Annotated in this window: 21 protein-coding genes; 19 read left to right on the top strand and 2 right to left on the bottom strand. The window is 65.7% G+C overall.

All coding sequences use genetic code 11. From position 1 onward, the window contains the following. Positions 1-4 precede the first annotated feature (4 nt). The 19 genes from ACW4TU_RS41305 (at position 5) to ACW4TU_RS41215 (ending at position 16771) form a co-directional block, all read left to right on the top strand. Positions 5-1432 (top strand): sensor histidine kinase, encoded by a 1428-nt coding sequence (locus ACW4TU_RS41305; protein ID WP_457422030.1) that lies wholly within the window; start codon positions 5-7, stop codon positions 1430-1432. Positions 1433-1484: 52 nt separating this feature from the next. After that, positions 1485-1967 (top strand): roadblock/LC7 domain-containing protein, encoded by a 483-nt coding sequence (locus ACW4TU_RS41300; RefSeq protein ID WP_457422028.1) that lies wholly within the window; start codon positions 1485-1487, stop codon positions 1965-1967. Then, entirely contained in the window at positions 1964-2371 is a 408-nt protein-coding gene (locus tag ACW4TU_RS41295; RefSeq protein WP_457422026.1) for a DUF742 domain-containing protein, read from the top strand. Before ACW4TU_RS41300 ends, ACW4TU_RS41295 begins: the two co-directional genes overlap by 4 nt. A gap of 5 nt (positions 2372-2376) precedes the next feature. Further along, positions 2377-2976, top strand: coding sequence for a GTP-binding protein (locus ACW4TU_RS41290; RefSeq protein ID WP_457422024.1), 600 nt, complete (start codon positions 2377-2379; stop codon positions 2974-2976). Then, positions 2973-3581 (top strand): GAF domain-containing protein, encoded by a 609-nt coding sequence (locus tag ACW4TU_RS41285; protein WP_457422022.1) that lies wholly within the window; start codon positions 2973-2975, stop codon positions 3579-3581. The genes ACW4TU_RS41290 and ACW4TU_RS41285 overlap by 4 nt, the downstream gene beginning before the upstream one ends. Positions 3582-3642: 61 nt before the next feature. Further along, on the top strand, positions 3643-4923 hold the full coding sequence (locus ACW4TU_RS41280; RefSeq protein ID WP_457422020.1) for an acyl-CoA dehydrogenase family protein: 1281 nt from the start codon (positions 3643-3645) through the stop codon (positions 4921-4923). 137 nt (positions 4924-5060) lie between these two features. After that, positions 5061-6008, top strand: a complete 948-nt coding sequence (locus ACW4TU_RS41275) for an endonuclease/exonuclease/phosphatase family protein (RefSeq protein WP_457422018.1) — start codon at positions 5061-5063, stop codon at positions 6006-6008. A gap of 177 nt (positions 6009-6185) precedes the next feature. Next, the gene (locus ACW4TU_RS41270) at positions 6186-6725 is read left to right on the top strand and encodes a LexA family protein (protein WP_457422016.1); all 540 of its coding nucleotides are present in this window, start codon (positions 6186-6188) and stop codon (positions 6723-6725) included. Then, positions 6718-7812, top strand: coding sequence for a CPBP family glutamic-type intramembrane protease (locus tag ACW4TU_RS41265; protein WP_457422014.1), 1095 nt, complete (start codon positions 6718-6720; stop codon positions 7810-7812). Before ACW4TU_RS41270 ends, ACW4TU_RS41265 begins: the two co-directional genes overlap by 8 nt. Before the next feature lie 12 nt (positions 7813-7824). After that, positions 7825-8109: a helix-turn-helix domain-containing protein gene (locus ACW4TU_RS41260; protein WP_457422012.1), complete on the top strand. Its 285-nt coding sequence runs from the start codon at positions 7825-7827 to the stop codon at positions 8107-8109. A 105-nt stretch (positions 8110-8214) separates the two neighbouring features. After that, the gene (locus tag ACW4TU_RS41255) at positions 8215-9237 is read left to right on the top strand and encodes a thymidylate synthase (RefSeq protein ID WP_457422010.1); all 1023 of its coding nucleotides are present in this window, start codon (positions 8215-8217) and stop codon (positions 9235-9237) included. Further along, the gene (locus tag ACW4TU_RS41250) at positions 9234-10268 is read left to right on the top strand and encodes a nucleoside-diphosphate kinase (RefSeq protein WP_457422008.1); all 1035 of its coding nucleotides are present in this window, start codon (positions 9234-9236) and stop codon (positions 10266-10268) included. Before ACW4TU_RS41255 ends, ACW4TU_RS41250 begins: the two co-directional genes overlap by 4 nt. A gap of 23 nt (positions 10269-10291) precedes the next feature. Next, positions 10292-11479, top strand: coding sequence for a radical SAM protein (locus ACW4TU_RS41245; protein ID WP_457422006.1), 1188 nt, complete (start codon positions 10292-10294; stop codon positions 11477-11479). Then, positions 11476-12084, top strand: coding sequence for a 3'-5' exonuclease (locus ACW4TU_RS41240; protein WP_457422004.1), 609 nt, complete (start codon positions 11476-11478; stop codon positions 12082-12084). Before ACW4TU_RS41245 ends, ACW4TU_RS41240 begins: the two co-directional genes overlap by 4 nt. Continuing rightward, the gene (locus ACW4TU_RS41235) at positions 12081-12671 is read left to right on the top strand and encodes an AAA family ATPase (RefSeq protein WP_457422003.1); all 591 of its coding nucleotides are present in this window, start codon (positions 12081-12083) and stop codon (positions 12669-12671) included. Before ACW4TU_RS41240 ends, ACW4TU_RS41235 begins: the two co-directional genes overlap by 4 nt. Then, a complete protein-coding gene (locus tag ACW4TU_RS41230) occupies positions 12668-13447 on the top strand; it encodes an aldo/keto reductase (protein ID WP_457422001.1) in 780 nt (259 codons plus the stop codon). The genes ACW4TU_RS41235 and ACW4TU_RS41230 overlap by 4 nt, the downstream gene beginning before the upstream one ends. Beyond that, positions 13447-14013 (top strand): hypothetical protein, encoded by a 567-nt coding sequence (locus ACW4TU_RS41225; RefSeq protein WP_457421999.1) that lies wholly within the window; start codon positions 13447-13449, stop codon positions 14011-14013. Before ACW4TU_RS41230 ends, ACW4TU_RS41225 begins: the two co-directional genes overlap by 1 nt. Before the next feature lie 743 nt (positions 14014-14756). Further along, on the top strand, positions 14757-15794 hold the full coding sequence (locus tag ACW4TU_RS41220; protein ID WP_457421997.1) for an AAA family ATPase: 1038 nt from the start codon (positions 14757-14759) through the stop codon (positions 15792-15794). Beyond that, the gene (locus ACW4TU_RS41215) at positions 15791-16771 is read left to right on the top strand and encodes a hypothetical protein (protein ID WP_457421995.1); all 981 of its coding nucleotides are present in this window, start codon (positions 15791-15793) and stop codon (positions 16769-16771) included. Before ACW4TU_RS41220 ends, ACW4TU_RS41215 begins: the two co-directional genes overlap by 4 nt. 793 nt (positions 16772-17564) lie before the next feature. Here the strand turns inward: ACW4TU_RS41215 and ACW4TU_RS41210 are convergent. Continuing rightward, on the bottom strand, positions 17565-17795 hold the full coding sequence (locus ACW4TU_RS41210) for a hypothetical protein (RefSeq protein WP_457421993.1): 231 nt from the start codon (positions 17793-17795) through the stop codon (positions 17565-17567). 44 nt (positions 17796-17839) lie between these two features. Then, positions 17840-18229, bottom strand: a complete 390-nt coding sequence (locus ACW4TU_RS41205; protein ID WP_457421991.1) for a DUF6233 domain-containing protein — start codon at positions 18227-18229, stop codon at positions 17840-17842. Positions 18230-18324: the final 95 nt, after the last annotated feature.

The raw sequence follows: 18324 nt of genomic DNA, 5'->3' as shown, positions 1-18324 counted from the left end.
CCGTGTGGATCGCTACATCCTCGACGAGGTCGGTGGTGTGCTGGTCGCGCCTCTGGTGTGCATCGTTGGCGTGTGGAGCATGTCCGTTCTGGCCGCGTGGGTGTTCCGGTTCACCTTCACCCAGTTTGCGAGCGCCCTGGGTGGCGGCGTGCTCGTCGCGGTGCTCGTCGGCGTCATCCGGGTACAGGCGGTGGCTGCCTCCCTCCAGGGCCATCGCGACGCCGAGTTCCAGCGGGTCGCGGAGGCCGCACATGCCGCTGAGCAGACCATGGTCTGGACTGCAAATGAGCTGTGCCGGGGTGCCCGGCCCCCGCTCCCGGAGGATCCGCAGGCGGCGGGCAGAGACATGCTCGACAAGGTCATCGAGCTGATCGGGAACCTGAAGACGCAGGGTGCGGGCTCCCTGATACGAGTGCATGACGAGTCCCAGGCGGCGGTGCTGGTGGAGATGCACCGGACTTTGTCCCGGCGCCAGCACAGCCTGATCGGCGAGATGCTGGAGAATCTGAGCGGCCTACAGAACGCGACCGAGGACCCGGAACTCCTTGACTGGAGCTTCAAGATCGACCATCTCGCGATGCGGCTGCGCCGCATGGTGGAGAGCGTCTCCGTGGTGCTGGGCAGTCAGTACCTTCGCGAGATGCGAGCTCCCGTCGAGGTCGTCACGGTGCTGCGCGGCACGAAGTCCGAGGTGGTCAGGTATCCGCGCGTCAAGATCGCGGTGGGTGAAGTCGGTGACGCGTTCGCGCTGCCGGCGCATGTGCATCCCGATGTGGCCCATCTGCTCGCCGAGCTGATCGACAACGGCCTGGAGCACTCCGATCCGGCGACCCATGTCGTCGTCCGTGCGCAGCAGGTGGCGCACGGACTGCTGATCGAGGTCGAGGACAAGGCGACTTTGCTGATGGAGCCGGAGCAGCGGGAGATGCTGAATCGTCTCCTGGCGCACCCCGAGCAGGCCGACGTCGCGGGCCAGGTCCGGGCAGGGCGCCTCGGTCTGATCACCAGCGCGAAGATCGCCGAGAAGTACGGCCTGTCCGTGTGGCTGACGATGAACCCGATGGGCGGGACCACCGCCAACGTCTTGGTCCCGGCCCGCTACCTCGTCCCGGTCACCCCCGCTGTCGCCACCGTCACGATCTCTGCGACGGCGGAGCCTGTTGCCACTTCGCAGCCCGAGCGCACGGGCGCCGTACAGCAGCTCGTCCGTCCGGCGCCGAGCAGCCCTCCCACGAACGCGGGCGTCGCAGGCGCCACGGCCCCGCTGCCGAAGCGCAGGCGTGTGCACAGACCCGTTGCCGGCACCGCTGCGCAGGCTGACGTTCCGGCCCAGGCCGCGAATCCCCGTGCCAGCGGCGACTGGCGGACGGGCCTGCGCGCCGGGCTGGGCGCCGAGCCCGCCCCTGGCGCGCCCCCGATCAGCCAGCCCTGACCCCGTACTTCCCCGCAACTTCGCATGGAGCGAATCGACGATGACTTACGACATGACCGGTGCAGTGGCCTCCACGGCTTCCCCCGATGCGGTCAAGGGGCAGATGACGCGCCTGCTCGACGACTTCGTGGCGAGCACGGTCGGTGTCAGCCACGCCTTGCTGGGCTCACGCGACGGCTTGAAGCAGGTGTTCTCCTCTCACATGGACCCCGACTGGGCCGACGAACTGGCCGCCACGTTCTCGGGAATGTCGGGGCTGGCCAAGGGCGTCACCGGGCCCACGGGCAAGCAGCTGCCGGCGCAGCAGATCCTGCTGGAACGGGAAGACGTCATGTTCCTCGTCACCAACGCCGGCGTCGGCAGCACGTTCAACCAGAGCGGGAAGACCGTCGCCACCGTACTGGTCGTGCTGGTCGCCACGGACGCGAACATCGGCGCCGTCGCGTTCGAAATCGGGCGGCTGGTGTCACGGTTCGCGCCCTTCATGACCACTCTCATCCGTGACCGCGATGCCGACGGTGAGGCTGCGTCATGACCTCCCGGCCACGGCAGGAGCCCTTACCCAGGGCCGGAGACGACACATCGAGCATCGTCCGGCTCTACACACTGACCGACGGCCGCACCCGTCCCCGACACCACCTGAACCTCCAGACCGTGCTCGGACCCGGCCGCCGTCAGCCCGCCCCCGGACTCTCGCCGGAAAGCGCACAGATCATCGCACTGTGCCGCCAACGGCAGCGTCCCCTCGCGGAAGTGGCCGGCACCACCGGTCTGCACGTCACCGCGGTGAAGATTCTCGTCTCCGACCTGATCGACACGGGCGCCCTGATGGTGCCCGTCCCGCAGACGCCGGGCGACCGCTCCGACATCCAGCTCCTGGAATCCCTCAGCGCCTTCCTCAAAACCAAGTTCCCCGACGCGGTAGCGAAGGCCGGGTGACACCTGTGACGCAGTTCCCTCAGCCCGCCGGGCGGACGGCCCTGAAACTGGTCGTCGCCGGAGGATTCGGCGTCGGCAAGACCACCGCGATCGGCGCCATCAGCGACATCAAGCCGCTGAGAACCGAAGAAGTCCTCACCGCACACAGCGCGGCCACCGACAGCCTGGACGGCGTCGAGGCCAAGACGACCACGACGGTCGCCTTCGACTTCGGCCGCGTCGGCTGGGACGACCCCGAACCCCTGGAGCTGTACCTCTTCGGCACGCCGGGACAACCCCGGTTCTGGAACCTGTGGCACGACCTGTCCCAGGGCGCCTTCGGCGCCGTGGTCCTGGCCGACACCCGCAGGCTGGAGAGCAGCTACCCGGCGGCTGACTTCTTCGAACAGCTCGGCCTGCCCTTCGTCATCGCCGTCAACCGCTTCCCCGGGGCTGCCCCGCGCACCCTGGTCGAGATCGGCGAAGCCTTCGACGTAGGCGACAACATCCCCGTGATGTTCTGCGATGCCCGCAATCCCCATTCCGTGGCCGGCGTCCTGCTCACCCTGATCAGACACGCAGTGGCCCTGGCCTCCGACGACTCAGCCCTCTTGGACGCGAGATGACCTCCATTCCCCGCCGGACGAGCCCCGCTCTGCACGTCCCGGCGCTCCACGCCGTGCACCACCGGATCGAGACCTTCACCGACGATCCGCAGACCGAAGCCGCCCAGATGGCCACCCGCCTGACCAGGTTCGAGCAACTGGGCATCGGGATGGAGGGCGTAGAGATACTCGATGACATCGCAAACGACATGGGCGAGCGTGCCGACTTCCTCTACGCCATGGTGAACGCGTTCGGTGCGGAGCAGACCTTTCTCGGCCTGCGCAACCCGCCTCGCGACGCCGGTTATCCCATCGTGGGCCGCACCATGAGCCGCAGTCACGGATGGTGCCCCGAGGTCATCCGGCGCAAGCTGTCGCTGCCCCTGCCGAATGTGGCTGCCTCCCCGCGGTTCGCCAGCAACCTCGTCGTCGACGCCATCGGCATCCAGAGCTACTTCGGCAGCCCCATCATCGACGCGCAGACAGGCCTCGCCCTGCTCACGGTCTGCATCATCGACCCCGAACCGCGCACCCTCCGTGACGCGAGACGGGTCCTGGCCATCGTCAAGGACACCGCGCGCACCGCCGCCGACGCGCTCCAGATCGTCACCCCGCCTGCCCCCTGACGAACCCCCAGGCGCAACCGGCCTCAGCCGTCATGTGAGCCCATCAGGGAGAGGGACGCCCATGTCCGCATCCAGCACACCCCGCGTACTCGACACGTTCCTCACCCCCCGCCACCAGGCCCTGTGGCAGGACGTCGACGCCTTCGCCGACCAGGAGATCCGCCCCCGGGTCACCCACATGGAAACCGCCCGCTATGTCGACCGGAAGGTGGCACGGTTCCTGGCCGCCCGCGGCTGGTTCGGCGTCACCGTCCCCGAGGCGTACGGCGGGATGCAGGCCGGCCATGTGGCCAAGTCCATCCTCATCCACCGCCTCGCCCGGGTATCCGCCGCCGCCGCGGCGATCCTCCAGGCCAGCCTGATCCCCGTCGCCGCCCTGCTCCACTTCGGCACCGAGCGACAGCGAGCGAATCTCCTCCCGGGCGTCGCCGACGGCAGCGTGCTGCTGTCGATCGCGGTCACCGAACCGGACCAGGGCGGCCACATCGGCGGCATGACCACCGCAGCCGAGTGGGACGGCAAAGCATGGATCCTCACCGGCACGAAGGCACACATCGGCAACAGCCAGATCGCCGACCTCCATATCGTGGTCGCCCGTACCGCACCGCCCGGGACCCGCACCTCCCAAGCCCTGACCGCCTTCCTCGTCTCCAGCGAGCGAAGAGGAGTCTCCGCCAACCGGTACGTCGGCGCGTTCGGCCTGCGCGGCTTCGGCTTCGGCGGCCTCGGATTCGACCGCGTACGCCTCCCCGCAGAGAGCGTTCTGGGCGAGGTCGGCCAGGGCCTGGCCGTCGCCCAGTCCAGCAGCATCCTCTACGGACGCCCCAACCTCACGGCCGTCTCCCTCGGCCTGCACGAAGCCGCCCTCGACCTCACCACCCAGTACGTCGGCAGCCGGCCCCGCTACCAGGGAACCCTCTCCGACATCGGCGTCGTGCGCGACCGTCTCGGCGCGATGGCGGCACGCCTGCACACGGCCCGGGTCCTCACTTACCACGCCGTCGACATGCTCGACCACGGCGCGGACTGCGACGACCAGCTCATCACCGCCAAGACATTCGGGCACGAAGCGGCCGTCGACTCCGGCCGGGACGCGATGGAACTGCACGGCGCGAACAGCCTCGACACCTCCGGCGAGATCTCCCGGGTGTGGCGTGACATGCAGACCACCTACGCGCCCGCCGGCACCGGCGAAGTCCAACGCCTGCGCCTGGCCCAAACCGCCCTGCGAGAACACAGACCCAGACCCACCCCCGAGGACGAGGCGGAGCACCACATCCCGTGGTCCGTGCGCTTCGCCGACCACCTACGGCACGTCGAGCCCGACCCGACAGCCGTCTGAAGACCCCCGCGCACGGCACCCCCGTGAAATCCGCATCGCCGTGCGCGGGATCAGCCCGCCGCCGAGCTCGTCGCCCATCTCCCGCTCGGCGGCGGGCGCCAGGTCCACACCGGACAGAACATGAAGGAGGACATGCCATGCGCTCCTCGGCCTACGGTGAGCCCGTCGTGACGATCGCCAGTCTGAACGTGGAGAGGGACGGAGGCGAGGACACCCCCGACGGAGGGATACCCCAGCGTTGGCTGGACGCCCACCACCAGCTCCTGATGCCCCTGCAAGCCGACGTCGTGCTCAGGCAGGAGGCCACCTACAGCCACCTGCACGACAATCGGCGGCTCAAGGCGGCCGGTGAACTGCTGGGCATGAAGGGCTTCTTGTCGGGCAACGGTGCCGGCCGCAACCCGACTGCCCTGTTCGTCCGGCCGGAGACCTTCCCGGTCTTCGAGCGCATGACGTACGACGCGATGTTCTGGCGGACCCCGCCGACCATCGTGTCGGCGCGCTTCGCAGACGTCCCCGAGGCCGAGCTGCTGCTCATGTCTTGGCACGCCGCGTTCAACAGCCCCCGGGGCCGCGAACGCGAGGCCGACGAGATCACGGCCTTGGTCGACCGGATGGAGCGGCGCGGAGGCTTCATCGGCGGGGGCGACTGCAACGAGTACCCGATCGAGGACGGCGAGAGCGTCCCTCCGATCGCCTGGTCGACCGTCACCGACCGGGCGCACATCCACCACCGGACCAACCTCGCCCCGGACGGGTCCCGCGTCAGCTGTACGTACCTGGACCAGGCGCTGCTGACCAGCGGTCTGCACGACGCTGCACGCTACGCCGCCCACACACTCGGACAGCCCCAGGCCATCGGTCCGACCGCGGGCTACGCCCGGCCCGATCAGGGCGGACCACGCCGGATCGACCGCGTCTACGTGGACGGCCGGATCGCGCACGCCGTGCTGGCCGTCAACGTGCTGGACACCACCGGCATCAGTGACCATCACGGCGTCGTGGTCGTACTGTCCCGCCGCGGCGTGGCCGAAGCACTGCGACGCGAACACCAGGCCGCCCCACCCGTCCAGGCCGTGGCCTGACACAGCTCCCGCGCACGGCACCCCTGTGAAATCCGCATCACCGTGCGCGGGCCCCTGTCGTCGAGCGGGGAATTGGGGTTCCCCGCTCGACGACAGGAACCCAGCCCCCTTCACTCCCCGGGCAGGACGGTGACCCGGGGAGTGAAGGGCCAAACCGATACCTCTGAAGGAAGATCTTTGAACGCGGAGAAGCTCATCGGTCAGGAGCGGGGCACGACCCGCCGCGCGGAACCGGGCACGCGTCCAGCGCAGACAGGTCCGCAGCTGACCGCACGACAGTGGCAGATCATCACTGTCATCCGGGAGGCGACCGAGCGGAACGGATTCGCACCCTCCCAGCGAGAGATCGCCCAGGCCATCGGGCTAAGCAGCGTCCAGCACCAGATCGAGAATCTGGAAAAGCTGGGGGTTCTCACACGCGATCCGCGCTCTCCTCGGAGCTGCGAGATCGTGGACGGCTTCGAGCTCCCCGCCCCGGCGGACGCCCCGCCGAGTTCCCTGTGCAGCCTGCCCGGCAACGGCGCTGAGGCGTCCGGGACCGTATTCGTGCTCCAGGTCGTGGTGGGCTCCGCCATCGGTGCCGCTGTGCTCGACGGCGCACTGGTGACCGTGCGCAGTGCCCATGCAGGATCGGACGCCCCGCCGGGGTCCACCGTCCTCGGCCAGGTGGTCGCCGTCACGCACCCCCAGGTCGAGCGGGGGTCTGGTCGTGCGTGACCGTCTCTCCCTCCTGGCGCCGATCCCTTCTCCCAGCTCCGCGACGACGGCGCGATTCCCCGCTGCTTCGACCCGCCGAGTCGTCCTCCACGTCGCCGGGTTGCTGCTGCTCGGCTGCTACTGGTCTCTGGCCAAGGCGGTGGTGGCCGTCGGCGCCCTGTACGGCGTGCGGTGGTCAGCGCAGGACATCCTCCGGTTCGGCCTTGGCCAGATCGCACTCTCCACGGTCCTGTTCTTCTGGCTCATGTGGAAGGTCATTTCCCGGACCTGCCTCAGCCAGGGGGTCTCCAACCGATCGCGACTGCTCCAGCGGTCGGCCGCTGCCGCCTGCGGCATGGCAGCCATGTACTCGACCATCCCCACCTCCAGTACGCTCGCGCGCTTCGCGGGACAGATGGTCTTCGCCTGTGTGCTCGTGTGGCTGACCGTGGAGGTGACCCGAGCCCACGGAGTTCTCCTCGGCGGCAAGCTCCCTGCCACGGCTGCCCAACGGCTGCGTGACTGGAAGGTCAGCGGGATGGCCTTCGCCGTATGTGCCGCATCAGGAGCGGCGACTGCACTGCTGGCCAGCCTCATCCCCTGGGCCGGAATAGACGGCATACCCGTCATGCAGGGCAACCAGTTGTCCGTCCTCGGCATCGACGGCTTCGGGAAACTCGGCCTCGGGCTCGTGAGGACGGTGGCGATCGAGGACGTGGTGGTGGTCGCGGCCACCACCACGCTGCTGACAGCCATCCGGCGACCGGCATGGGAGATCTACACCCTGGTCAGCGTGATCGAAGTCCTCCTGCACGCCTACTCCGGGCTCCCCGCGATCGGGGCCGTCCTCTTCGCCGTCGGCCGTGTCTGGCTGTACCGGCGCCATCGGAGTCTGCTGCCGCTGATGGCCGGCCATGCCCTTTTCGATCTCAACGTCGGCGGGCTTCAACTGCTGGCCGTCCGCGACGTGTACCGGATCGTGCTGGTGCTTCTTACCTGGGCCACGTTCATGTGGATCAGCCACCGGCTGGTGTGTGCCACAGCCGCTGCCGAACCCCCGTCGCCACCCGCCGAGTTGGTTCCGGCCTCGCCGACCACGCTTCCTTGATCTGGAGAAGGCATGCCTGAATCGTCCAACGAGACGCACGTATCCGAGCCCGCGTGGGTGCAGGAGCTGGAGCCCCTGCCCATCCCCTATGCGCCCCACACAAAGCTCAAGGGCGACGCCGCCACTCTGTTCACGAAGTGCGCGACACGTGCGTACGACAGGGGCGGCTCGATCCGCGACATCGCCGGCCGCACGAACCGCTCGTTCGGAGCCGTCCGCCACAGCCTCTTGGAAGCCGGCGTGACGTTGCGTGGGCAAGGCGGAGCACACCCCCGCATACGCCAGGCCGTCGCGTAAAACCAACGGCCGGAGGGCCAGTCCATCCGGCCGCTTCCCGTGGGCAGGCATGCCCGCTCTCTGCGCCGGACCTCTATGCATCCACATCGTCTTCTGGAGGATCAGATGCTCAGCCCCCCTACCTTCGGTAGCGTCGAAGACGCCTACCTGGAACTGCTCCATCTGGCGACCGAGCAGCACGAGCACCGTATTGACGCACGCGGAAACGCGGCTCGCGAGGTGATCGGCGTGGCCTTCCGCCTCTGCGACCCCCGGCAGCGTCTGCCGTTCCTGGCCCGGCGCAAGGCCAACCCGGTGTTCCACTACGCCGAAGCCCTCTGGTATCTGGCCGGGCGCCGGGACTTGGAGATGATCGGCTACTACGCGCCGTCCATGCGCTCCAGTTCCCCGGACGGCGTCCACCTCGGCGGCTCCGCCTACGGCTACATCTTGTTCACTCCCGCTGCCGGGGACACCGTCTCGCCGTTCGACCGTGTCATCGACCTGCTGCGCACGGAGACCGACAGCAAGCGCGGCTTCCTCCCTGTCTTCGCAGCCGGCGAATTGGCCGCTAACGACAACCCCGACGTGGCGTGTCTGTCCGGGTTACATCTGCTCGCTCGGGATGGTCGCCTGCACATGGTGTGCCACATGCGGGCCAACGATCTGGACTGCGGGCTGCTTTCCGACGTGTTCAGCTTCACGATGATCCAGGAGTACGCGGCCATCCAGCTCGGCCTTGAGCTGGGCACGTACACCCACTTCATCGGTTCGGCGCACGTCTGCGACCGGAACACCGAACGCGTCCGGCAGGTGCGGAACGAGGCGGCAACCCGTTCCGCGCCGCGCACTTTCCTGTTCCCGGCGATGCCGGGGAACACCACCGCGGCCACCGTGGCACGAGTCCTCGAACACGAAAAAGCCCTGCGTACCAACACGGTGCAGTACACGGCCGCAGAGATCAGGGCGACGGGCCTGGAACCGTACTGGCAGCAGCCCTTGCTTCTGTTCGAGGTCTACCGGCAGCTCCAGCACGACAAGCCCGAACGGGTCGACCCCGGTGTTCTGGACGCGTTGGAGCCGGGCCTGCGGTGGCTGGTGGCGCAGAAGTGGCCGGCCTGCTCCGACACGACAGGGAGCGTGCGATGAACCGCGGCGAAGTGATCCCCGGCGTCGACTTCGGCCGACGGGCCGTCATCCTGTGCAAGCCGGACTGTGTGGAACGGGGCCTGGTCGACGAAGTCCTCGACCGGATCGCCGACTCCGGCGTCACGGTCTCCGGCCGCAGGGATCTGGTCGCACAGCCGTGGCAGGCCCACGTCGCCTACCGTGACATGCTCGCGGACGCCCGGATTCCCGCCCTCGACATCCCGGCCTGCCTGGACGCCACGTATGCGGGCCGCCCCGTCACGGTTGCTCTCGCGCACGGCGAGCCGGGCGTTCATCAGCGCCTGCGTCATCTCCTGGGACACACGGATCCCACCCGGTCTCCGGCGGGCACGATCCGCGGCGACCTCGCCGACGACAGCGTCGCGGCGGCACGCGCCGAGGGGCGGTTCGTCCGCAACCTGGTCCACACCTCCGACGACCCGAACGCCGCCCGCCGCGACTTCGGCACCTGGTATCGCACCCCGCACCACGGCGCGCATGCCCTCGACTTCGACCGTTGCGTGGTCATCCTGTGCAAGCCGGACTGTGCGGAACGGGGCCTGGTCGAGGAGGTCCTCGACCGGATCGCCGCCGCCGGCGCGATGATCTCCGACCGCGTCGACCTGACGGCGCAGGCGTGGCAGGCGCACGTCCACTACTGGGATCTCCTCGTCGACGCGGACTCGTTCCCCGACCGCGACGTCCCGGCCTGCCTGGACGCCACGTATGCGGACCGTCCCGTCACGGTCGCTCTGGCGCACGGCGAACGGGGCCTGCACGACCGGCTGCGCCGCCTCCTGGGCCACTTCGACCCCACCCACGCAGCACAAGGCACGATCCGCGGCGACCTCGGAAACGACAGCCTCACAGCCGCGCTCGCCGAGCGGCGGTTCGTCCGCAACCTCGTCCACACCTCCGACGACCCGGACGCAGCCCGCCGCGACTTCGGCACCTGGTACGGCGCCGCCCACGGAGCCCTGCTCATCCCACCGCAGGCCGTACTGCACCCGCTCACCACCGCCGACCACTGACCCCGCATATATCGGAGGCACTCATGAGCATCCCTGCGGTCACCCGCCGCCCCCTGCCGCTGCTCACCCCCGACCAGACCAGCGGCATGAACCCCGACCTCACCAACCCGGTCGCCTACCGCAAGTCCGGCATCTCCCTCAACCACGTCATCGGCTGCCCCCTGAACTGCGGGTACTGCGTACGCCACCTCTTCCAGAACTTCGAGATGAAGGCACCACGCGCCCTGATGAGCGACGAGGAAGCGGTCGCGCACCTGCTGGCACATCCCTTCTTCCACCCGCACACCACACCGATCCAGCTCTTCAACCGGGCCACCGACCCGATGCTGCCCGTCGTCAAGCCCCACACGTTCAACGTGCTGCGCCTGCTCAACGAACAGGGCCTGAGCAACCACGTCCTGATCATCACCCGCTGGCGGGTGACGCCCGAGGACTGCGCGGTCCTCAACTCCTTCACCCACCTCCGGCTGACAATCCTGGTCACGCACTCGGGCATAGACCACCCCAAGATCGAACCGGTGGATTCCCGTATCGCGGAGAGCAGCCTGCGCACCCTGTTCGAGCACGCGGAGCACTACCGCACCGTCCTGTACTGGCGGCCGATCGTCCATGGCCTCAACGACACCGACGAACACCTCGCGCGCGCCCGCGAGCTGTCCCGGTACGCACACGCGACCGTGTTCACCGGCCTGTTCTTCAAGGACGAAATTGCCGCCTACTACGAGGCGCACGGCCTGCCGGTGTCGTACGGCGACACCGCCCGCCGCAAGATCACACCGGAGATCGCCGAGCAGCGCATCCTCGATGTCTTCCGTAACCCCCAAGACCCTCAGGCGCCGTACGGGTACTTGTTCCGCAAGACCAGCTGTGGCGTGGCCTTCGCTCATGCAGAGGCCGACTACAACGGCCACTACGGCATCCGAGAGGTGTGCAGTATCTGTCCCTCGGCACAGGTCACGTTGTGCCGGCAGGCGTGGGTCAGGCCCGATTTGAACGAGGTCACCCGCAAGGCGCGCGACCTGGGCGCGACGGGGCCCGTTGAGATCGACGAACGCGCCATCATCGTGGAGGGCCTGGACGGACCGACCCGCAACTACCTCCAGCAGTTGTTCGGTTTCCAGTGCCACGACCGCGACAGCCCCCACCTTTACCGCCAGCACGGCCGGGCCCCCATCGGCTGGGAGGCGGAGAATGGAACGCCGACACCATGAACTTCCAGTCCTGGCCGCAGCGTGTACTCGTCGTCGACGTCGAAGGCAACGGCACCAACCCGCCCGACCTCGTTGAGATCGCCGCGCTGCCCTTGCGCACCGGCCAGCCGGACACCAGTACCGCAGGGGCGTGGCTGATCCGCCCAGAGCGCCCGGTCACCGCGCGCGCGGCCGGCATCCACGGCCTGACCAATGAACTCCTTGCAGGCAAGCCCGCATGGGAACAACTCGCCGATCAGGTCCACGGCTTCCTCGGCGTTGACTGGATCTGCGCCCACAACGCCCATGTCGACTACCGGGAGTTGCGCCGTCACCTGCCGACGTGGGAGCCGGCCGGGGTCATCGACACCCTCCGGCTGGCCAGGGCGACCTACAAAGGACTGCCCTCGTACAGCCTCGACGCTCTGCTCAAGCATGTGAACCCGGTCCTGACGCAGGCCCCTCCCGTGGGCCGGCACCGCGCGGTCTACGACGCCTACGCCACGGCGCAACTCCTGCTCGCCATGGCCGGCCACTACGAGAGCTGGGACCAGCTCATCACCGTGGCAGTCCCGCCCAGCCTCCCCGGCGCCCCCGAACCAGAAACGGAGCCAACCCTGTGGTGACAGACCCCATCAGCATCGGCGTGCTCGGCACGTACTCGACCGGCAAGACCCTCCTGCTCAAGCGGATCGAGATGGAACTGCGCGGCCACGGCCTCACCGTGGCCCGCACCGGCGGACTCGGCAAACGCGCCGCTGCGACCGGACTGCTCACAATGCAGCACCACACCGCGGCGTCCACCGAGTGGATCATCGCGCAGGGCATCGCCGACGAGATCACCGCCGCACACGGCGCCGACGTCGTCCTCGCCGATCGTGCAGCCCTTGACGCCGTCGCGTACTTCAACGCCGCCATGGAGTACCGCGGCGAGCACCCCCACCGGTGGGAGAAGGAGCGCCTGCGCCTGATGGCCTCGACACGCACACCCACCTACGACCTGCTCCTGGCCACCGTGCTCGACGAGTCCGAACCGGTCGAACACAAGCACGCTCACGACGCCCGCTACCGGCGCCTGGTCGACGAACACGTCCACGGCCTCCTGGCAGACGACACGGTCCCTCACCAGCGGGTCACGAGTGCACCCGACAACCAAGAGCGCGCTGTCGAACTCGCCATCCAGCTCTGCCTCAAGAAGGAGGCGGCACGATGAGCGTCGAACCCCCCGCCGGCACCATCACCATCGCCGACAAGACCGTCTCCCGGCTCGGCTTCGGCACTATGCGCCTGACCGGCCCCGGCACCTGGGGCCACCCCGACAACTTCGAGACCGCGGTCTCCGTCCTGCGCCAAGCGGTCCACACCTACGGCATCACGCACATCGACACTGCCGACGCCTACGGCCCGCACACCGCCGAAAACCTCGTCCGCCACGCCCTGTACCCGTACCCGAAGGACGTCCTGGTCGCCACGAAGGTCGGCATGCTCCGACCCGCACCCGACGTCTGGGCTCCACACGGCCATCCGACCTATCTCCGGTCCTGCGTCGAAGCGAGCCTGCGCCGCCTGAGCGTGGAACGGCTGGAGCTCTGCTACCTGCACCGCATCGACCCCGAAATCGCGATCGACGAGCAACTCGGCACGCTTCAAGCCCTCCAGGACGAAGGCAAGATCGGGCACATCGGCCTGTCCAAGGTCACACCCGAGCAGATTCGCCTCGCGAGCAAACACGTTGCCGTCGCCGCCGTGCAGAACGCCCTCAACATGACGGAACACTTCGACCCGGCTCTGGACCTCTGCGGCGAACTCGGCATCCCGTACGTGGCGTACCGGCCACTGGGCGCCGGCACTCTCACGACGGCGCGCGGTGTCGAGGAACCGCTCCACTGGTTACTCAACCGCGGCTCACACGTGGCACCCATCCCCGGCACTAGCCAACCGCAGCACCTCGAACAGATCGTGGCCGCTGTATCGGGCGGAGCTGTCTGATGCCCACAATCACGGCAGCCGTCCATCCCGCCGCGCGGAGCGCCGAACCCACCCTCGTACCGACGACAGCCCGTTACGAGAACTGGCGGCCACCGGCTATCGGAGTGTCGCTCCTCATCCCCGTGGGGACGGACGAGTTGGTGGTCGCGGACCTCCTCGGCAGCATCACGCTGCCGACCGGAGCCGTGCACTACGGGCACAAGACACTGGAACAGGCCACACAGGATGTTCTCTGGGGCGTTCCGGACGGTCTGCCCCTCCTGCGGCGCGTCGCCCTGGCCTGGGTCCAGGCGCGCCGCAGGCAGGTCATCACCCACGTGATGGCAACTGAGCCTATGACCCCAGAGACAGTCGGCCACTTGATCTACCGTGACCCGCGAGCAGACGTACGCGTGCTACCCATCACGCGCATCCTCGACAGCCACCCGGTGCATGGGCGAATACGGATCTCGGCCGCTCTCCAGTCGCTGGCGACCGGCGAGACTGCCTACATCGAAGGAGGCGTTGTACGTCCCTCGGCGCCCGCAGAGCTCATCCCGGACTTTCCAATCCGGCTCGGGTCGTAGCGCCAGCGCGGTCTACACCCACTGGTGATACGCGTGAAAGTGTCCGCTGCCGGGTTGGCGACGGGCGTCAGCCCACCCAGCCGACACACACGATGTCGATCCCATCGAGGGCCGCGCTGAATGTGATCCACGACCGGGGCCGAAGCGCTCGGAGATTTCCCAGCCTCCGGGCGTCGGCCACGCGTCCCGCGCGATTAGGGATGCCGCGATCAGCTCCATCACTTCGCGTCGCCCCTCCTCCGGCAATTCGGCCAGCGTTTCCTCAACCTGGAGCCAGAGCTCCACTCTGTACAACACCGCGCGCCCCCGTGTTCGTGACCAACGGAGAGAGCACCGTACGACGGTCGCGAAGATCACGAGCGTGCCTGTGGATAACTCGGCCGCCGGCTGTAAGTAGCCCCCAGACACTGGCTCATCAGGGCCCAGCGGCCTCAATTGTGCTGTGCGGTGCGAAGAACCCCTCACTGACGACGCTCCCTCATACATGGCTGTCCCACCCCTGGCCAGCGCTGCGGAAGTGACCGAGGTGTGACTGTCCCCATCCTGAGCTAGATTGGATTAAGCAGATTGAGTGCCTGCTCGGTTTTCAGAGCAGGTAAGACTGGCTAGGACTACGGTGCGGCAGTTACAAGACCCACCGATGGCACGAGACTTCAGATCTCGCATCCTCTATAGACATTGTTCGAATTCGCCTCGCGTACGGCGCCAGACGCAGCTGAATCCTGCACCAAGGGGCTGCCGATATGACTGTCAACAATTTTGAAAATCTGCTTCCGAAGGACAGAACCGCGCAGGGGATAAAGGCAGAGCTGGATCGCTACCTGGTCGGGCAAGAGTCCGCGAAGCGAGAGCTGTCGGTCCTACTGTCCATGCATCTATCTTGGTGGATCTCGCAAGACCTCCGCCATAAACCACCTAACGGAATAGTCATCGGGGGCACAGGGGTGGGAAAAACACATAGCATGCAAACAGCTTCCAGCCATCTCCGCCTACCCTACGCGATCGTTGACTCCACATCGCTGGTTAAAGCAGGGATTGTGGGCCTGCAAGTGGAAGACATAATGGAGAGCCTTGTGGGGATGGCCGATGGAATCCTAGGAGAGAATTCAGAGATAACTCGCAAGCGTGACGACGATCTAGAGTTCGCACGTCACGGAATAGTGTTCCTGGACGAGTTCGATAAGCTTCGGCTTACGCATCGCTCGGACGATAACAATGAGGCGATTCAGCGGCGGATCTTGAAAATGGCGGAAGGGAGTCGCATTGCGGTTGGCGAGAAACAAGTCGCGAATCCGACTCGCTTCATTGACACGACAGGAATGCTCTTTATTCTGGGTGGAACCTTTGCCGGCCTCGGCAACAAGAAACTGCGCGACCAGCGATCAGCATCCATACGTCGCGGCCTGACAGACAGCGACTTGGTTCTTTCTCAGGACCTAATTACGTATGGGTTCCTGACCGAACTCGTTGCAAGGTTTCAAATATTGATTCGCTACGAAGACCTAACAGAAGACCACTTTAGGCAAATCTTGGAGAATAGGGAGATAAGCCCTATAGGGATTTGGGATAATCATTTTTCTGGCATGCGGAAAAAATTGACAGTGACACCCGAGGCCATGAGCGCCGTCGCCAAGTTGGCTTCCCACCTGAACCTCGGAGCGCGTGGTGTTCAGCAGATACTTTTCTCTCTATTGGCGCCTGCGGCCTATGAATTTGAGGTATCGAGTGAAGACGAGTTCGTTCTGACAGACGATCGAGTGATGAAGGGATGGGTGCTATGACCAGCACCGCAACTCCGCGGAGCCTCGTACCTGCCTGGGAAGACTTTCGTAGTCCTCCAATCTTCGAGAATCTCGAAAACGTAAATGCGTTTGACCTTACAGTGGAACTTCCAAAAGTGCTCAGGATGGCTAGTCGAGACCAGTTGTTTATCGTTACAGACTTGATCTATGCGGAAGTATTCAAGATCCTCAAAGAAGCACACTTCCACGCTCGCGACCGGCTTACCCTAGTCAACTCAGAATCACAGGTGGGGTGCTCTTATGATGATGACGAGTTTGGCTTCGAGGTGTTCATTGATTCGGATGGTGATCTCCGAATAACCCGCCAAGGGTCATCTTTCTCTAGATTCCACCAGTGGTATGTAGGGCTGATGCCTTCAGTTGAGACCTTGGTGAGTCGAATTGTTGATCAACTCGGCCAGCTGGCTGCGTCAAAATATACGAGCACAGTACTTCAAGCAGCACTTCAAGAAGATCAGAGTGAAGGTGAAGAGGGGCTGCTGAAGCCATTGCGTGTCCAGTTCACCTACCGCTTCATCGCCTACGATTTTATGATTGCTCCGGCCAAGACGGCCTTGCCAAATTATGCGGTAATGAAGAAACTGCTAGGGGTATTGCCTCGGCCAGACGGAAGCCTTAGAGAAACGAAGGATGATCAAGAGTCGCCAGAACAGTTTGGGCGCCTCGATTACAGAGCCAGTAGATGGACGAAAGACAGCGGCGAAGCCTGGGGTCGGCAGGCATACTCTATAGAAGCGCCAGGGAACAGAAGGTTCTCAACTGTATGGGCTAGCTTCTCTTACGTAGGTGAAACGAAAGTCGATGGCGCAAGCCGGAGTGAGTTTGACGCGACGAACTTCCTGAAGCGCTATCAGGTGCCGTATGTAGAATTTCTAAGGGAGCGTGCTCTCGATAATTTTCTCGGTAATCTCACTGCGGGCATGACGTTCCAAACAGCGACAGGGCGTCTGCCGTGACCCTTGGCGGTTCGTGATGGTAACGACAATCAGCACTGTTATTCTGACCATAGTTACGGCAGTCTATGTAATTCTCACGAACCGAATTGCCAACTTTGGAAAAAGATCTGCGGAGGCGGCAGAAGCTGCTGCTGTCGCCGCCGGGCAGAGTGTTGGTGAAATTAGAGAACAACGCCTAGCAGCAATACTTCCTTTCCCTGTGGTTGAAAACGTTGAACTGGGATGGAGAGGGGATCGGATTGTCACTATTTCTGTCAAGATGCGAAATGTGAGCGTCGGGACGGCTGTAGGTATCGCATGCAGCGTGAGAGAACACGAAGGGAACTCCGGCCCGACTTCCTCAATCAAGTCTTCGGGCAGCCCTCTACTTCCTAACCAGGATAGGAGCATCAAATTCAGTGAAAAGGACCTTGACCCTGTGTTGTCATCGGAAGCCGATGTGCGGCATCTCTGGATCACTCTAGAGTTCACGGATGTCATAGGAACGCAATACAGTACGACTCAAAGAGTCAGTTGTGCGTCAAGTACGGCAGGCCGAGCAGTCCTTGAGCCGCCTCACCTTCAGAAAACTCAGTAATGGAGATCAGCACAGATTTCAGCGAAGGTGCGTCCGGTCAACGGTTCATGAGCCAGTCGTTTTCATCCGTATCAAGCGGAGCGACTGCTGGTGCCTCAGCGGGAATCGCGGACTCGCTGTTCCGCGCTCAGCGGCTGATCCGGCTGGGCGTCTACCAGCTCGCGTAGCGGCGGAGGCAGTGGCGGAGGACCGTTCAAGTTGCCCCAGCCTTGCCACTCAGGACTTCCCGGCATCAAGACCACCCCACTCTCCAGGGCCACCACCACGCCAGTCGATCCACGGCACCGTCGGCACCTCGGCCGGGTCGACTTCGAGTCCGGCCCGCCGCAGGAACTCGGCGACGTCGGAGATGTTGTGCGCCAGGCCGAGGATCTCGCCGTCCACGCGCACTCGCCGGCCGCCCGTCGGCGACGGCGGATGCACGACCACACGAATCGGTCCAGCCATGTCTTCAGGATCATCCGGGCAGTACGCACCCGCACTCTGGCCGGTCATTCGAGGATCCCCAGGGCTGTGTCCGGTCGGCAGAACTCGCAGGGGTGGAAGAACTGCACGTCCTTGGTGAGCGCCCTCCGTGCTTCCCCGGCGCTGAGGCCGGTGACGGGCCGAGTCACCATGGCGCAGCCGCCGACGTGGATGGTGCAGCCGAGCGGATGCCCTTTGTCGATCTCCTGCTCGGAGATGTACGCGCTCTTTGGCCTCGGGGGTGATTGGGGGCGTTGCTGCGGGGTGGGAGCGGGCTCGGCCGCGGTGAGGGCGCGGTGTACGGCGTCGCGCTGGAGTCGCAGGTAGGTAGCGATCGTCTCGCTCTGGGCGAGCTGCTGGTCGAGGTGCGCCAGGATCGCCAGGAGGCGCGGCGGATCCGGAGGCAGATCGTTCATATGTTCGATTCAAGCATCCGGCCCCCGCCCCGTCGAGACGAGGACCGAACCCAGGGCTACGCGGCCAACACCTCGGGGTGCCGCACAGCCTTCTT

The sequence above is a fragment of the Streptomyces kryoterrae genome (assembly GCF_054072135.1).
Note: the sequence above shows the minus strand (reverse complement) of the source record. Positions and strands in the feature narration are given on the sequence as shown.

Excerpts from the sequence above, each read along its gene's own strand:
- ACW4TU_RS41300 (WP_457422028.1), top strand. The coding sequence starts at position 1,485 with ATGACCGGTGCAGTGGCCTCCACGGCTTCCCCCGATGCGGTCAAGGGG.
- ACW4TU_RS41295 (WP_457422026.1), top strand. The coding sequence starts at position 1,964 with ATGACCTCCCGGCCACGGCAGGAGCCCTTACCCAGGGCCGGAGACGAC.
- ACW4TU_RS41285 (WP_457422022.1), top strand. The coding sequence starts at position 2,973 with ATGACCTCCATTCCCCGCCGGACGAGCCCCGCTCTGCACGTCCCGGCG.
- ACW4TU_RS41280 (WP_457422020.1), top strand. The coding sequence starts at position 3,643 with ATGTCCGCATCCAGCACACCCCGCGTACTCGACACGTTCCTCACCCCC.
- ACW4TU_RS41275 (WP_457422018.1), top strand. The coding sequence starts at position 5,061 with ATGCGCTCCTCGGCCTACGGTGAGCCCGTCGTGACGATCGCCAGTCTG.
- ACW4TU_RS41260 (WP_457422012.1), top strand. The coding sequence starts at position 7,825 with ATGCCTGAATCGTCCAACGAGACGCACGTATCCGAGCCCGCGTGGGTG.
- ACW4TU_RS41255 (WP_457422010.1), top strand. The coding sequence starts at position 8,215 with ATGCTCAGCCCCCCTACCTTCGGTAGCGTCGAAGACGCCTACCTGGAA.
- ACW4TU_RS41250 (WP_457422008.1), top strand. The coding sequence starts at position 9,234 with ATGAACCGCGGCGAAGTGATCCCCGGCGTCGACTTCGGCCGACGGGCC.
- ACW4TU_RS41245 (WP_457422006.1), top strand. The coding sequence starts at position 10,292 with ATGAGCATCCCTGCGGTCACCCGCCGCCCCCTGCCGCTGCTCACCCCC.
- ACW4TU_RS41240 (WP_457422004.1), top strand. The coding sequence starts at position 11,476 with ATGAACTTCCAGTCCTGGCCGCAGCGTGTACTCGTCGTCGACGTCGAA.
- ACW4TU_RS41230 (WP_457422001.1), top strand. The coding sequence starts at position 12,668 with ATGAGCGTCGAACCCCCCGCCGGCACCATCACCATCGCCGACAAGACC.
- ACW4TU_RS41225 (WP_457421999.1), top strand. The coding sequence starts at position 13,447 with ATGCCCACAATCACGGCAGCCGTCCATCCCGCCGCGCGGAGCGCCGAA.
- ACW4TU_RS41220 (WP_457421997.1), top strand. The coding sequence starts at position 14,757 with ATGACTGTCAACAATTTTGAAAATCTGCTTCCGAAGGACAGAACCGCG.
- ACW4TU_RS41215 (WP_457421995.1), top strand. The coding sequence starts at position 15,791 with ATGACCAGCACCGCAACTCCGCGGAGCCTCGTACCTGCCTGGGAAGAC.
- ACW4TU_RS41210 (WP_457421993.1), bottom strand. The coding sequence starts at position 17,795 with ATGGCTGGACCGATTCGTGTGGTCGTGCATCCGCCGTCGCCGACGGGC.
- ACW4TU_RS41205 (WP_457421991.1), bottom strand. The coding sequence starts at position 18,229 with ATGAACGATCTGCCTCCGGATCCGCCGCGCCTCCTGGCGATCCTGGCG.